The organism is Salmonella sp. 741265073_HBA, from assembly GCF_046569105.1.
Lineage (GTDB): Bacteria > Pseudomonadota > Gammaproteobacteria > Enterobacterales > Enterobacteriaceae > Salmonella > Salmonella enterica.
In genome coordinates, this window is the sequence record NZ_JBKFRY010000007.1 from 53,676 (window position 1) to 69,541 (window position 15,866).

At 56.5% G+C, this 15,866-nt stretch carries 11 protein-coding genes; 5 read left to right on the top strand and 6 right to left on the bottom strand.

Going from position 1 to position 15,866, the window contains the following annotated elements; translation table 11 throughout:
* Positions 1-118 precede the first annotated feature (118 nt).
* Positions 119-1,399 carry a glutamate-1-semialdehyde 2,1-aminomutase gene (hemL, locus tag ACLD3P_RS11670; protein WP_000045251.1) on the top strand — a complete coding sequence of 427 codons (1,281 nt, stop codon included), beginning with the start codon at positions 119-121 and terminating at the stop codon, positions 1,397-1,399.
* Positions 1,400-1,483: 84 nt separating this feature from the next.
* On the opposite strand, the gene fhuB is transcribed toward hemL, so the two are convergent.
* The 6 genes from fhuB to hrpB all read right to left on the bottom strand — a co-directional run bounded on the left by fhuB (position 1,484) and on the right by hrpB (position 12,843).
* Positions 1,484-3,523: a Fe(3+)-hydroxamate ABC transporter permease FhuB gene (gene fhuB / locus ACLD3P_RS11675; RefSeq protein ID WP_094964927.1), complete on the bottom strand. Its 2,040-nt coding sequence runs from the start codon at positions 3,521-3,523 to the stop codon at positions 1,484-1,486.
* Between the two features lie 14 nt (positions 3,524-3,537).
* Complete coding sequence (gene fhuD, locus ACLD3P_RS11680) at positions 3,538-4,428, bottom strand: Fe(3+)-hydroxamate ABC transporter substrate-binding protein FhuD (protein ID WP_411006440.1); 891 nt, start codon at positions 4,426-4,428, stop codon at positions 3,538-3,540.
* Positions 4,428-5,225, bottom strand: coding sequence for a Fe3+-hydroxamate ABC transporter ATP-binding protein FhuC (gene fhuC / locus ACLD3P_RS11685; protein WP_411006441.1), 798 nt, complete (start codon positions 5,223-5,225; stop codon positions 4,428-4,430). Before fhuC ends, fhuD begins: the two co-directional genes overlap by 1 nt.
* A 48-nt stretch (positions 5,226-5,273) precedes the next feature.
* Positions 5,274-7,463 (bottom strand): ferrichrome porin FhuA, encoded by a 2,190-nt coding sequence (gene fhuA, locus ACLD3P_RS11690; protein WP_000113219.1) that lies wholly within the window; start codon positions 7,461-7,463, stop codon positions 5,274-5,276.
* 292 nt (positions 7,464-7,755) lie between these two features.
* Positions 7,756-10,278 (bottom strand): bifunctional glycosyl transferase/transpeptidase, encoded by a 2,523-nt coding sequence (gene mrcB, locus ACLD3P_RS11695; protein ID WP_000918127.1) that lies wholly within the window; start codon positions 10,276-10,278, stop codon positions 7,756-7,758.
* 135 nt (positions 10,279-10,413) lie between these two features.
* Positions 10,414-12,843 carry an ATP-dependent helicase HrpB gene (gene hrpB / locus ACLD3P_RS11700; protein WP_172957616.1) on the bottom strand — a complete coding sequence of 810 codons (2,430 nt, stop codon included), beginning with the start codon at positions 12,841-12,843 and terminating at the stop codon, positions 10,414-10,416.
* 72 nt (positions 12,844-12,915) lie between these two features.
* Between hrpB and thpR the strand changes: the two genes are divergently transcribed.
* The 4 genes from thpR to gluQRS all read left to right on the top strand — a co-directional run bounded on the left by thpR (position 12,916) and on the right by gluQRS (position 15,764).
* Positions 12,916-13,446, top strand: coding sequence for an RNA 2',3'-cyclic phosphodiesterase (gene thpR / locus ACLD3P_RS11705; protein WP_001294185.1), 531 nt, complete (start codon positions 12,916-12,918; stop codon positions 13,444-13,446).
* A gap of 16 nt (positions 13,447-13,462) precedes the next feature.
* Entirely contained in the window at positions 13,463-14,167 is a 705-nt protein-coding gene (sfsA, locus tag ACLD3P_RS11710; RefSeq protein ID WP_076934773.1) for a DNA/RNA nuclease SfsA, read from the top strand.
* Positions 14,168-14,343: 176 nt separating this feature from the next.
* Entirely contained in the window at positions 14,344-14,799 is a 456-nt protein-coding gene (gene dksA / locus ACLD3P_RS11715) for an RNA polymerase-binding protein DksA (RefSeq protein ID WP_001155232.1), read from the top strand.
* Positions 14,800-14,867: 68 nt separating this feature from the next.
* The gene (gene gluQRS, locus ACLD3P_RS11720; RefSeq protein WP_131046593.1) at positions 14,868-15,764 is read left to right on the top strand and encodes a tRNA glutamyl-Q(34) synthetase GluQRS; all 897 of its coding nucleotides are present in this window, start codon (positions 14,868-14,870) and stop codon (positions 15,762-15,764) included.
* The last annotated feature ends 102 nt before the right edge of the window (positions 15,765-15,866 follow it).

Genomic DNA, 15,866 nt, shown 5'->3' on the forward strand with positions numbered 1-15,866 from the left:
AACGCCGTGAAAATCCCCTGCAAATCGTATTGTTTCAAATGCGTAAAACTTTCATAACCTTCTCTGAATAACTTAGAATAGCGGGTATTCACTTTTTCTACGAACCAGGAATCTTTCCATGAGTAAGTCTGAAAATCTCTATAGCGCGGCCCGCGAGCTGATCCCCGGCGGTGTGAACTCCCCTGTTCGCGCCTTCACTGGCGTGGGCGGCACCCCGCTGTTTATCGAAAAAGCGGACGGCGCGTATCTGTACGATGTCGATGGCAAAGCGTATATCGACTATGTCGGTTCCTGGGGGCCAATGGTACTGGGGCATAACCACCCGGCTATCCGCAATGCGGTGATCGAAGCTGCGGAGCGCGGTTTAAGCTTCGGCGCGCCAACCGAAATGGAAGTGAAAATGGCGGAACTGGTCACCAACCTGGTGCCGACCATGGACATGGTGCGCATGGTGAACTCCGGTACCGAAGCGACGATGAGCGCTATTCGCCTGGCGCGTGGTTTTACTGGCCGCGATAAGATTATCAAATTCGAAGGCTGCTACCACGGCCACGCAGACTGTCTGCTGGTCAAAGCCGGTTCTGGCGCGCTGACGCTCGGTCAGCCGAACTCGCCGGGCGTGCCGGCAGATTTCGCGAAACATACGCTGACCTGCACTTATAACGATCTGGCGTCAGTGCGCGCGGCGTTTGAACAATATCCGCAGGAAATCGCCTGTATCATCGTCGAACCCGTGGCGGGCAATATGAACTGCGTCCCGCCGCTGCCGGAATTCCTGCCCGGTCTGCGCGCCTTGTGCGATGAGTTCGGCGCGCTGCTGATTATCGACGAAGTGATGACCGGTTTTCGCGTAGCGCTGGCCGGAGCCCAGGATTACTACGGCGTCGTGCCGGACCTGACCTGTCTGGGTAAAATCATCGGCGGCGGGATGCCGGTAGGCGCGTTTGGCGGTCGTCGCGATGTAATGGATGCGCTGGCGCCGACGGGCCCGGTTTACCAGGCGGGCACCCTTTCCGGCAACCCTATTGCGATGGCGGCCGGTTTCGCCTGCCTGAATGAAGTCGCCCAGCCCGGCATTCATGAAACGCTGGATGAGCTTACCACCCGTCTGGCGGAAGGTTTGCTGGAAGCTGCCGAAGAAGCGAATATTCCGCTGGTCGTCAACCATGTCGGCGGCATGTTCGGGATTTTCTTCACCGACGCTGAGAGCGTAACCTGCTATCAGGACGTGATGGCGTGCGACGTTGAACGCTTTAAGCGTTTCTTCCACCTGATGCTGGAGGAAGGCGTGTATCTGGCGCCATCGGCGTTTGAGGCGGGTTTTATGTCGGTCGCACACAGCATGGACGACATTAATAGTACTATTGACGCCGCGCGCCGGGTGTTTGCGAAATTGTAAAGGATGAATTGCCGGGTGACGATTACCCGGCCTACATTCTACGCCGTAGGCCGGATAAGGCATTTATGCCGCCATCCGGCAAACTCAGCGGCTCTGTTTACGTAGCAAATAGATAAAGTACGGCGCGCCAATAAAGCTTGAAAGCAGTCCCGCCGGGATCTGATACGGAAATAGCGCCATCCTGCCGCACCAGTCGGCAAAGACCAGTAAAACGCCCCCTGCCAGCGCCGAGATGACCATATGCGGCATCGTCCGGCGAAAACCGAGCATCCGCGCAATATGCGGCGCCATCAGTCCAACGAAACTCAGCGGCCCAATGGTCATCGTCGCAGTTGCCGTCAAACAAGCCGCCAACGCCAGCAGCGCGATACGCGACGGCGTAAGCGCCATGCCCACCGCGCGCGCGGCATCGCCGCCCAGTGGCAAAATCGTTAACCAGCGGCGACACAACGGCACAATTGCCAGCAAAATCACCATCACGATCGCGGTTCGCGTAACCTGCCCGCCAGTGGCGTTATAGGTAGATCCTGCGATCCAGGTCAACACTTCCGCCATCCGCGGGTCGCCGCTCGCCTGGAGCATCATTAGCAGCATGGTAAACGCGGTGCTGAGCGCCATCCCCGCCAGCAACATCCGTTGCGGCGAGAAACCGCCGCGTCCGGCGGCTAACATAATAATCAGCAGTGTCGCCGCCGCGCCCAGGCTTCCGGCGGGCAGTAGCCAACCGAAGGCATTCCCCGGCACCAAAAACAGCATCAACACCACGCCAAACGCGGCTCCGGAACTGATCCCCAGCACTTCCGGACTGGCCATTGGATTACCGGTCAGACGCTGAATAATGCAGCCCGCCACCGCCAGCATGACGCCCGCCATTAACGCCGCCAGTATCCGCGGCCAGCGCCACGGCATCAGTTCTTCAAGCAGCGTTCCGCTCGCCCACGTCCAGCCGTGCGCGTCGCGACCAAAAGAGAGCGCGCCCCATGTTGCCAGCAGCAAGAGCGCGCCACCGGCAACGGCAAAAGCGAGGACATGCCGACGCTCCGCCGCCACACGATCGCTGGCGTTCATATCCGGCGCGCTCATGCTTTTAAGCCGCGGCAGCAGCCACAGGAGCAGCGGCGCGCCGATTAGCGCCGTCACTGAACCGGTGGAGACCTCCATCCATACGCGGGTGAGCCAAAGGATAATCTGATCGGATAGCCATAAAATAAGCGCCCCAATGAGCGGCGCCAGCATCAGGCGCGCCAGCAGACGTCTTGCGCCAAGCATTTTCGCCAGCAGCGGCGCAAACAGGCCGATAAAACCGATAATGCCCACCGCGTTGACCAGCAGCGCGCTCAACACAATCGCCAACGACAGCGCCGCCAGACGCGCTAACGACAGCGCCAGCCCCAGATTACGCGCAACGCCGTCATCCAGCCCCATCAGCGTCATCGGACGTAGCAACAATAATGTGAGCATCACACCGCCCAGCAACTGCGGCCACAGACGCTGCACGCCGCTCCAGTCGGTTTGCGTCAGCGTTCCGGTGCTCCATAAAAACATGCTTTGCAACTGATCGTGGTGGAAAATCACCAGTAACTGGTTGATTGCGCCACAATAGAGGCTAACCACCAACCCGGCGAGGATTAGGGTTACCGGCGACAGACGTTTGCCCCACGCCACGCCGAACACCAGCGCGCCGACGATACAGGCTCCCGTCAGGGCGGCAAACTGCGTGGCCAGCGCGCCGGGAATCGCCCAAAGCGTAGTCACCGTGATCCCCAATTGCGCGCCGGTCGCCACGCCCAGCGTGGTCGGTTCCGCCAGCGGGTTACGTAATACTTGCTGGAACAGGACACCTACCAGCCCAAGTCCCGCGCCCACCAGCAGCGAAATCGCCAGTCTTGGCAGCAGGCTGTAATGAAAAATCATCTGCTCAATGATGTCGATATCCGGTGACCAGATAGCCTGTTGCCACTGGCTGCGCGGTAGCGCAACGGAGAAGTTAACCCATGTCAGCCAGCAGGCGGCAACAAACAGCGCCAATAACAGCAACGCCGGATGGCGGCTTCGCCTTATCCGGCCTACAAAGCGCCCGAACCGTAGGTCGGATAAGGCATTTTTCGCGCCGCCATCCGGCATTTCACGTTTTCTGCTCACGCTTTGCCTCCCAACACGTTATTCAGGATGCGGACAAAGTGCATCGTGGAGAGCGTCGCGCCATAGAACCAAACGGCGGGCACCCGATGAAAACGCCCGGCGCGGACAAACGGCATGGCCTGCCACAGCGGCGTTGCCATCAGCGCGTTCATATCGGTGCTATTCCCGTGATCGAAGCAGATTACATCCGCTTCTTTATACATCGCCAGCCGATCGATACTGACCGCCGTACTGCCCCAAAAGTTGGTTTCACCCTGCCAGGCATTGACAATGCCATACTCGTCCAGCACCTCCTGGAACAGGCAATTCGGGCCGAGCACCAGCATATGCCGCGGATCGATAAGCGTCGTCATCAGTAACGGACGCCCCCCGCGGCGGATAAAATGCGGCTTCTGGCTGGCGATGAAGCGATCGTATTGCGCCAGATGTTTTTCTGCCGCAGCTTCCAGATTCAGCATCTGCGCCAGTTCAACCAGCGAGCGTCGGGCTACCGCCAGCGGCTTTTTGCCGTCGCTAAAATCGAACCCGCGCCCCGGCGCGATCCGCGCCAGTTTCTCCGGCGAGGGTCCGTAACCTGCCGACCAGACCATAAACGACGGCTTCATCTCCGTCAGCAGTTCGAGATTGGGTTCAGTGCGAAGACCCACATCAATCACCGAATCCGGCAACGGCGGTTCGCTAACCCACAGCTTATAATTTGGTACGTCCGCCACGCCATAAGGCGTAATACCGAGCGCCAGCAGCAGCTCAACCGGCAGCCACTCCAGCGCCACAATCCGGCGGGGATCGATAGCGGCAGCCTCCGCCGTATTCATTTGCCAAAGCAGCGGCGAGAGCGCCATCGCCGTTAATAAACGGCGGCGAGTAAGAGGATATAAATCACGCATTAATACACAAAACTCACAGGTGCGGCGCCCGCCGGATGCGGAAGGATACCCATCGGGATACCGTAAATCTTCTCCAGCGTTTCACTGCGCATCAGTTCCGCAGGCGTTCCTTGCGCAATCATTTCACCGCCGCGTAGCGCGACTAAATAATCACAGTAGCGGGCCGCCATGTTGATATCGTGCAGCACCGCAACCACCGTCAGCCCGCGCTGCTGGCTTAAGCGATGCACCAGCGCCAGCACGTCAACCTGATGGGCGATATCCAGCGCTGACGTCGGCTCATCCAGCAGCAAACAACGGCTGTCCTGCGCGACCAGCATGGCAATCCACGCGCGCTGGCGCTCGCCGCCGGAAAGGCTGTCTACCAGACGATGCGCCAGCTGTTTTAAGCCGACCAGCGTAATCGCCTCGTCTACTTTTTCCCGGTCCGCGACGCCAAAGCGTCCCAGCGCGCCGTGCCACGGATAGCGGCCAATCGCCACCAGTTCGCGCACCGTCATTCCTTCCGCCTGCGGCAATTGTTGAGGCAGATAGGCAACTTTGCGGGCAAACGCCTTGCTGCTCCAGCTCGCCAGCGGCTGATTGTCGAGCAGAATATCCCCTTCGGAAGGCGGCTGATGGCGGCCCAGCATTTTTAACAGCGTGGATTTACCGGAACCATTATGACCAATAAGTCCGGTGACGCGACCTGCGGGAAACGTTAACGAGAGAGGGTGTAAAAGCGTGCGGCCCGGCACACGAAAGGCGACGCTTCGCAGCGCAAAGGTGGTATCGGAATGAATGTGGTTTTCCTGCATCGCAGCCAACTTGTAAAACGGGCACGGCCAGCCGTGCCCAAAAAGAAATTAGAAACGGAAGGTTGCCGTTGCAACGACCTGACGTTCTGCGCCCCAGAAACAGCCGTAGGTCTGGAAGCAGCTGGCGACGTATTCGCGGTCGAGCAGATTATTAACGTTAACCGCAATGCTGGAGCCCGCCATACCAAAACGCGCCAGATCGTACTTGACGACCGCATCCATCACTGCTGCGCTGCCTACCTTGAAGCTATTGGCCGGATCGCCGTAACTGGAACCAATAAAACGACCGCCTGTTCCCAGCGTTAAACCTGACAACGGACCGTCGTTGAAGGTGTAATCGCCCCACAACGACGCCATGTGTTCAGGCACCTGCTCTGGCGTATTCCCTTTCAGATTAGTGTCTTTCGTGTATTCAGCATCAGTATAAGTGTAAGACGCCGTCATATTGATGTTAGCCGTCAATGCTGCTTTGGCTTCCAGCTCTACACCTCGCGCACGAATTTCGCCTGCCGGCACCTGCGCTAATGGGTTGGTTGGATCGGCGGTCAGGTTATTGGTTTTGGTCAGCTGATAAACGGCACCCGTAACAACAACCGGCATGTCTTTCGGTACATATTTCACCCCTGCTTCATATTGCTCGCCTTTTGACGGCTTGTAAGAAACGCGTGGGGTGCTCCACAAATCGAAGGCGCTTGGCTCGAAAGATTGGCTATAGCTGAAGTAAGGTGAAATTCCATTATCGAATACGTAGTTTACGCCACCGCGCCAGGTGAACTGGTGGTCATTACGTTCAATATATCCTTCTGTCGGCGTAGTGGAATTCTGACGCACCGTTGTCGCTTGTTTAGACCAGTCATAACGGCCGCCGAGAGTAAATACCCACTTATTCCATTCCGCCTGATCCTGAACATAAAGGCCTGTTTGTTTACTTTCGTTCATCTGGTACGGCTCGGCGCCGCCGAAAGCAAAGTATTCAGGATGGTAATTGTTATAGAGATCGATTGACGGCGCGCTACCAAACGTCGCGTTAATATCATTACGCATACGCATGAAATCGACCCCCGTCAGCAACGTATGATCAATATCGCCGGTCGCGAATTTACTTTCCAGTTGTGTATCTACGCTGAAATTCTGTAAACGCTCGTTGTCAACGATAGTACCGCGGTTAAGCGTATGGCCGTCCGCCGCAATCCCCGTGCCATAGACGCTTTTTTGCGCGGTTTTCATTTCGACAAAACGTAAATTCTGGCGCACGGTAAAAGTGTCGTTGAAGCCATGCTCGAAACTGTATCCCACCATTTTCTCGTTACGAGAATAGGTGTTGTTTGACGCCCCTTCGTTGAAATCCGTTGGCAAGCGTTTACCATTCGGTAACGGTTCAACCGTTCCCTCTTTCGGCAGCCAGCCGTAGTAGCCGGTCTCTGGTTCGTTCTGGAAATAAGAAAGGAACGTAAAATTCGTTTTCTCATCCGGACGCCAGGTAAAAGAGGGCGCAATCGCATAGCGCTGCGACTCAGAGCTCTTTTGCTGTTCGTTTGTCGAACGCGCCAGTCCCGTCAGACGATATGAGAACTCACCGTTGTCATCCAGGGAATCACTAAAATCAAAACCGGTCTGGAACAAATTGTCCGTCCCCATTTTGAATTGAATTTCTTTCAGCGGCTCAGTAGTCGGCCGCTTGCTAACCATCGAAATGATACCGCCCGGGTTGCTCTTACCGTAGAGAACGGACGTTGGGCCACGCATCAACTCAACACGCTCAAGCATGTAGGGATCAATAACCGCATCGTTGTAGAAGTTCCCCTGCAATTTCAGGCCATCCAGATAGTTGTTCTGGCTCAGGCCGACGGAAGAGAAGCCACGGATAATCACGAAGTCATAGGTATTGGAAGCGCCGCGACTGCTTACCGTTACGCCCGGCGTGTAACCCAACGCTTCTTTTACTGACTGGAATTGATGCATCTGCATCTCTTCGTTAGTGACCACCGAAACCGACTGTGGCGTTTTTTCGATAGGTGTATCAGTTTTGGTGGTAGTGGCGGAACGCTTCGCGGCGATGGTCGGAGCCGGTCCCCAGGCACTTTCCTGCGCGGCAGGCGCTGCGGTTACGGTAATGGTTTCTTCTTTCGGTTGAACCGCCGCCTGTGCATAGACAGACATGCCGCTAACCGCTGTGGCTACTACAACTGCGATTTTACGCAGTGAGGAGTTTGGCTGAGCAGTTTTAAGACGCGCCATTGGTATATCTCTGATGAAAGTGAATGATAACGTAAACGATAATTATTATTATAACCGCAGCATGATAGGCGAAATATCGTCGCAATGGCAAGCGATACGCGGCCCTACGAAAACTAAGGGGTTAAGAAATAACCAGATGAAAAGGAAGGGTTAATAAATTAGACTGAAATGTTATTTATAGGGGATTTGCCGGATGGCGACGTAAGCGTCTTATTCGGCCTACGTCGCGCGTAATAGAGTCGTAACGGTGTAGACCGGGTAAGCACAGCGCCACCCGGCACTATTACCGTGATTAATTGCCGCCGAACATCTCCTTAATCCAGCCGGCAACGCCGTCGCTCTTCTCTTCTTTCGGCGGCTGTTGCTGCGCAGGCTGCTGCGGCTGAGACGACTGATCGAACGGATTGCCTGACGGCTGCTGTTGCTGCTGCATCATCTCGCCCTGCTGGCACAGCGTATTTGGATCGTCCGTCCAGACCGGCAGAGTGCGCATACCGCCGCTACAGACAAAATTACCGTCGTAATCAACGCCCATATCCACCACATCTTCCGGCGGCGTCAGAACTAAAGGCGTCGGCGTCTGGTTCGCCAGATAGCGCTGGTAAATCGCCATCGCGCCGCTGGCGCCGTACAATTTCGTCGGCTGGTTGTTATCACGGCCTACCCAGGTGATAGTCACCTGGCTGCCGTCGATACCGGCAAACCAGGTATCGACATTGTTGTTTGTCGTCCCGGTTTTACCCGCCAGATGCAGACCCGGATATTTCGCGCCAAGCTGACGCCCCGTACCACGCTGGACGACCTGCTGCATTGTCCAGAGCGTCAGGTAAGCCGCCTGTGCCGGTACAGCGCGTTCAGCTTGCGGATAACTTTGGTACAGCACTTTACCATCTTCCGCAATAACCGAACGCAGCGCTGATAACGGCGCGCGATTTCCGCCGCTGGCGATAGTCTGGAACGCCTGCGCCACTTCGATCGGCGTCAGGTTCAGCGCCCCTAACAGCATCGCCGGAACCGGATTGAGCTGATCTTTCGGCACGCCGAGCTTCGTCCAGGTATCGGTTACCGCCGGTAGACCTAACGCCATCCCCAGATTGACCGTCGGTACGTTCATTGAGCGAGTTAACGCATCCACCAGCATCACTTTCCCGCTTTCGCTGTAGCGACGATCGTCGTTCTGCGGCGACCAGACCTGACCATTCGGCTGGCGCAGAGAAATCGGCGCATCGGCAATCCAGGTGTTCAGACGATATAAGTTCGGCTGACTTAACGCGGTCAGATAGGTCGCCGGTTTAGCCAGCGACCCGATGGAACGGCGCGCCTGCATGGCACGGTTATAGCCGGCATACTGCGGCTCCGCCCCGCCAACCATCGCGCGCACCTCGCCGCTAAAGCGATCCACCACCACCATCGCAGTTTCCAGATCGCTCAATTTACGCTGCTTCTTCAACGCCGGAATGCCTTCGACAACGGCTTTTTCTGCGGCATCCTGCGCCACGGAGTCAAAGGTGGTGAAGATCTTCACGCCGGAGAGATCTTTAATTTTATCCCCCAGCTTCGCCTGCAGTTCCTGACGAACCATCTGCATAAACGCTGGCTGCGGTGAAATAACGCCGCCACGCGGCTGTACGCCAAGCGGACGTGCGCTCAGCATGTCATAGAGTTCCTGATCGATGATTTTCTGCTGCTGTAACAGGCGTAACACCAGGTTACGACGCTCCAGCGCCAGTTTCGGGTTGCGCCACGGGTTATAAATCGACGCCCCTTTTACCATCCCCACCAGTAACGCCTGCTGATCGAGGCTCAGTTCCTCTACCGGACGACCAAAGTAATACAGGCTCGCCAGAGGAAAACCGCGAATTTCATTGTCCCCGCTTTGACCGAGGTAGACCTCGTTCATGTACAGCTCAAGAATACGATCTTTACTGTAACGGGCATCCATGATCAGCGCCATGTAGGCTTCATTCGCTTTACGCCAGTATGATCTTTCGCTGGAGAGGAACAGGTTCTTCACCAGCTGCTGGGTTAGCGTACTGGCCCCCTGCACCGTGCGTCCCGCCGTCAGGTTGGCCAGCACCGCACGCCCGATAGAGTAAAGACTAATGCCATCATGCTCATAGAAATGACGGTCTTCCGTCGCCAACAGCGTATCGACCAGCAGATCCGGGAAACCGCTGCGCGGGACGAATAAACGCTGCTCGCCATTTGGCGAAGAAAGCATGGTGATAAGCCGCGGATCGAGACGGAAGAAGCCAAACTGGCGGTTGTTATCCAGATTGACGATGGTTTCCAGACGCCCGTCACTGAACGTCAGCCGCGCGCGCACCTGCCCTTCTTTGCTGTCCGGGAAGTCAAACGGACGACGGATCATCTCAATGCTATTGGCCTGCACGGTAAATTCGCCGGGACGGGTCATCTTCGTCACCAGACGATACTGCGTCGCTTCCAGCAATTTCACCATCTCGTTTTTGCTGACAGGCATGTCTGGCTCAAGGTTCACCATCCGGCCATATACCGCCGCCGGAAGCTGCCAGACCTTGCCATCGATACGGCTGCGGATTTTTTGATCCAGATAGACGCCGTAAATGGCGAACAGCACCACAAAAACGATAAACAGTTTTAGCAATAGCCACAGCCAGCCGCGCTTGCCACGAGGCTTACGCCCTTTGCCCTTACCTTTACGCGGCATCGGTTCTTCATCCTCATAGTCATCATCATAATCGTCGTCATGCTGCCGACGACGGCTCACCTTTTGTTTCACAGGACGTGACGGTTTCCCCTTACGTCCAATCGGCTCGCGGTCATTCCCCGCCATGCTTTTTCTCCGCAACATACAGGCGCAAAGGCCCGATTCTCTATTCTTCCGCCAGACGACAGAAGAAGAAATCTCTCAATTATTACCGCTCTTTCGCCGGATGCGGCATAACGCCTTATCCGGCCTACAGTTACATTACGAATACTTCTTCGTGCGCCGCGTTGGGGCCGTATTCGCCGGATCGTCCGGCCAGACATGTTTGGGGTAACGGCCCTTCATCTCTTTTTGCACTTCGCGATACGCCCCCTGCCAGAAAGCGCTTAAATCGCGCGTAATCTGTAGCGGTCGCTGCGCTGGCGAAAGCAGTTCCAGCACCAGCGGCACGCGGCCCTGAGCGATGGTTGGGGTCTTCGCTTCGCCAAACATTTCCTGCATTCTGACCGCCAGTGCGGGCGGGTTATCTTCATGATAACGAATCGTTATTCGGCTTCCCGTCGGCACAGTGTAATGCCCAGGCAGTTCACTATCCAGACGTTGCAGCATGGCATAGTCAAGCAGTCCCCGTAACGCCTGAGTCACATTCAGAGATTTCAGACTCCGTAACGACTGTACGCCTGTCATGTGCGGCAGCAACCAGTTTTCCAGAGTCGCCAGCAGCGACGCCTCATCCACGGCAGGCCAGTCATATTCCGGCAGCCATTTCGCCGCACAGTGCAGACGCAGACGGAACTGCTCCGCTTCCAGCGTCCAGTTAAGGACGGCCAGACCTTTATCGCGGATGCCGTTCAGCATCGCCTGATGAAGCTCCTCTTCAGACGGTTTCGCCAGTGGCTGAACACTAACCGTCAACTGTCCAATACGCATTCTGCGCCACGCTTTCAACGTTCCCTGCGCTTCGTCCCATTCAACCGTGTCAGACTGGCGCAGTAAATCAGGACACGCCTGAATCAGCGAGGCGATATCCAGCGGCTGCGCCAACAATATTCGGGCGTCCGGCGAGGCGCTACCTTGCAGCAACAGCGGCGCGATCAGCCATTCATGACGTCCCAACGCGTCATCCGCATCTAACATCGCGCCCATACCATTGGCTAACTGATAGCGCCCTTCCTGACCACGACGCCGCGCGATGCGGTCGCTAAACGCTCTGGCCAACAGCGGCATAATAAGCGCGCTATCCGGCTCGCCATTACGCACCTGCAGCCGTTTTAAAAGCTGCTGGCTACGCTGCTGCCAGCCCGGCTGTCGCCGCGAAAATAGCACGCTTAAATCCGTACCACCGCCGCGCGGCGGGTCCTCAAGGATGGCCGCGAGCATGGCGGCGGTGGCGGCACTATCGCCCTCGCCGGCGTTGACTAACATCGCCGCCAGGCGCGGATCGTTACCTGTTGCCGCCATTTTCTGCCCGCGCGCGCTTAACCGCTCGCCCTCCAGCGCGCCTAACATCAATAATAAACGGCGGGCGGCCTGAAGATTCACCTCCGGCGGCCTGTCCAGCCAGAAAAGCGATGCCGGATCGTGACATCCCCACTGCAACACTTCCATCAACAAACCGGAGAGGTCGCTGTGTAAGATTTCCGGATCGCTTTGCGCCGCCGCCCGCTCCGCCTGTTCTTTGGCCAGCAGATGTAAACAGATTCCCGGCGCCAGTCTTCCGGCGCGCCCCGCGCGCTGCGTCATTGACGCCTGACTGATACGCTGCGTAACCAGCCGCGTCAGTCCCGTTCGCGCGTCGAATCGCGCCACGCGCTCCTGAGCGCTATCGACGACCAGACGAATCCCTTCAATCGTCAAACTGGTTTCGGCAATGTTAGTCGCCAACACCACTTTACGCATCCCGGCGGGGGCGGGAACAATCGCTTTGCGTTGCGCTTCCAGAGACAATGCGCCATACAGCGGACAAAGCAGGACATCGCTCCCTACCCGCGACGCCAGATGTTCATGAACGCGCTGTATTTCGCCTACGCCGGGTAAAAATAGCAGCAGCGAACCGTTTTCATTGCGCAGCAGTTCCGCTGTCGCCATCGCGACGGCTTCATCAAAACGCAAATGCGCCGCGAACGGCTGATAACGTCGCTCCACCGGGAACGCGCGCCCCTCCGAGACGATCGTCGGCGCATCAGGCAGTCGCTGACAGAGCTTGTCGTTATCCAGCGTCGCAGACATGATTAACAGCCTGAGATCGTCACGGAGCCCTTGCTGGATATCCAGCAACAGCGCCAACGCTAAATCCGCCTGTAAACTGCGCTCATGAAATTCATCCAGTATCACCAGCCCCACGCCGCGTAATTCGGGATCGCGCTGAATCATTCTGGTCAATACGCCTTCTGTCACCACTTCCAGCCGGGTACGCGGCCCCACGCAGCTTTGCGCGCGCATCCGGTAACCTACCGTTTCGCCAGGCTTTTCATTCAACGCTTCCGCCAGACGCTGCGCGACATTACGCGCCGCCAGACGACGCGGTTCAAGCAGGAGAATTTTTCCAGCAACCGGACCTTGTTGCAGGAGTTGCAACGGCAGCCAGGTGGATTTCCCCGCCCCGGTAGGCGCGGACAACAAAACCTGCGGCGCGGTTTTTAGGGCTGTCAACAATTCAGGCAATACGGCGGCAACGGGCAATGACGTCACAAACGGCTCCACGGGGTTAACTTTCTTTGCGCCGCATTGTAGCATCGTGTTAATCCATAACCGAGTATCCCTATGTCTGAGCCAAAACGGCTATTTTTTGCGATTGACTTACCCGACGACGCGCGCACGCAAATTATCGCCTGGCGCGCCGCTCATTTTGCGTCTGAAGACGGACGCCCCGTCGCAGCGGCGAACCTGCACCTGACGCTGGCCTTTTTAGGCGACGTCAGTAACGATAAGCAGCGCGCGCTTGCGCAACTGGCCGGACGAATTCGCCAGCCGGGCTTTACGCTACATCTGGATGACGCCGGTCAGTGGCTGCGTTCACGCGTGGTGTGGCTGGGGATGCGCCATCCGCCGCGCGGGTTGTTGCAGTTGGCTAATATGCTGCGCGCGCAGGCCGCCCGCAGCGGTTGTTACCAAAGCCCGCAGCCTTTTCACCCGCATATTACGCTGCTGCGCGACGCCAGCCATACGGTGGCTATCCCGCCGCCGGGCTTTTGCTGGTCATTTCCGGTTACGTCATTTGCGCTTTACGCCTCTTCGTATGGGCAAGGCCGTACCCGCTATGCCGAGCTGCAGCGCTGGACGCTGGGCGAATAATAATGAAGGAATGTCGATGCTATTCTCCCCCCCTTTACAACGCGCTACGTTGATTCAGCGCTATAAACGTTTTTTAGCCGATGTGATCACCCCTGACGGTACGACGCTTACGCTGCACTGTCCTAATACCGGCGCGATGACCGGCTGCGCCACGCCAGGCGATACCGTCTGGTATTCGACATCAGAAAATACTAAACGCAAATATCCGCATACCTGGGAATTAACTGAAACGCAATCCGGCGCATTCATTTGCGTGAATACGCTGCGGGCGAACCAGCTAACGAAAGAAGCGATTCAGGAGAATCGCCTGCCGGCGCTGGCGGGGTACAATATTCTGAAAAGTGAAGTCAAATATGGCACCGAGCGCAGCCGTATAGATTTTATGTTACAGGCAGATTTCCGCCCGGACTGCTATATTGAAGTGAAATCGGTCACGTTAGCGGAAAAAGAAAACGGTTATTTTCCCGACGCCATCACCGAACGAGGGCAAAAACATCTTCGGGAGTTGATGGGCGTTGCGGCGGCAGGTCATCGCGCGGTGGTGGTGTTCGCGGTGCTGCACTCCGCCATTACACGTTTTTCACCCGCACGTCATATCGATATAAAATACGCGCAGCTATTGAGCGAGGCTCAGAATAAAGGCGTGGAAGTTTTAGCTTATAAAGCAGAACTTTCAGCCCAAAAAATGGAACTGAACGAACCAGTACCCATAACGTTGTAGTGGAATAACAGCCTGATTATTAAGTATTCTGGCCGCGTGCGTAAATACGCTTTTCCTCACAGGGTTGTCAAGTGTTACGTTTAGATAATTGCTATCCGGAAAAGCATCTGCTATTTATAGCGACCTGATTTTCCCCCGAACATGGGGATCGATAGTGCGTGTTAAGGAGAAGCAACATGCAAGAAGGGCAAAACCGTAAAACATCGTCCCTGAGTATTCTCGCCATCGCTGGGGTGGAGCCGTACCAGGAGAAACCGGGCGAAGAGTATATGAACGAAGCCCAGCTATCGCACTTCAAGCGTATTCTTGAAGCATGGCGTAATCAACTCCGGGATGAAGTCGATCGCACTGTGACGCACATGCAGGACGAAGCCGCCAACTTCCCCGATCCGGTCGATCGCGCCGCGCAGGAAGAGGAGTTTAGCCTGGAGTTACGTAATCGTGACCGTGAGCGCAAACTGATCAAAAAGATCGAGAAGACGCTGAAGAAAGTGGAAGATGAAGACTTCGGTTATTGCGAGTCCTGCGGGGTGGAGATTGGTATCCGCCGCCTGGAAGCGCGTCCAACAGCCGATCTGTGCATCGACTGCAAAACGCTGGCTGAAATTCGCGAAAAACAGATGGCGGGTTAATCCCGTTCGTTTCTACCCTATTTATGACAGGCGGGAGTTTTCCCGCCTTATTCTTTATTGCCCGCAGCATGACTGACTCACACTATATTGGCCGTTTCGCGCCGTCGCCATCCGGCGAACTGCATTTCGGCTCGTTAATCGCCGCCCTCGGCAGCTATCTACAAGCCCGTGCGCAACGCGGAATTTGGCGCGTTCGCATAGAGGATATCGACCCCCCACGTGAAGTTCCCGGTGCCGCAGCGACCATTCTGCGCCAGCTGGAACATTACGGCCTGCACTGGGATGGCGAGGTCTTATGGCAATCACAGCGTCATGAGGCTTATCGCGAGGCGCTGGCCTGGCTTCACGAGCAGGGGCTGAGCTACTACTGCACTTGCCCCCGCTCGCGCATTCAACGTCTGGGCGGTATTTACGACGGCTATTGCCGGACGTTATATCACGGGCCGGAGAATGCCGCCGTCAGAATTAAACAGCAGCATCCGGTGATGCGTTTCCATGATGCCTTGCGCGGCGACATCCAGGCTGACCCACAGCTGGCGAGCGAAGATTTTATTATCCACCGCCGCGACGGACTGTTTGCTTATAATCTGGCCGTGGTGGTCGACGATCATTTTCAGGGGGTGACGGAGATCGTCCGCGGCGCAGATTTAATCGAACCCACTGTCCGACAACTTTCGCTGTATAAACAGTTTGGCTGGCGTGCGCCAGGCTACGTGCACCTTCCGCTGGCGCTCAACGAACAAGGCGCTAAACTTTCCAAGCAAAATCATGCGCCTGCGCTTGCGACAGGCGATCCGCGCCCGGTACTGATCCAGGCATTGCGCTTTTTAGGCCAACGCGACGTCGTAGCGTGGCAGGAGATGTCTGTTGAGGAGTTGCTGCGCTTTGCGGTGGCGCACTGGAGGCTTACAGCCGTACCCACATCGGCTAATGTAAATCCGGCATTCTCAAATGCGTCTCGCTGAGCTATGATTAGCCGCTATTTTTGCTCATCGTCTTTCGCATTGCTGCGGCGTTAATGATGCTTACAGCCCAGGTCGCGTTGCTCTCTTACGCCCGTCTGCCGT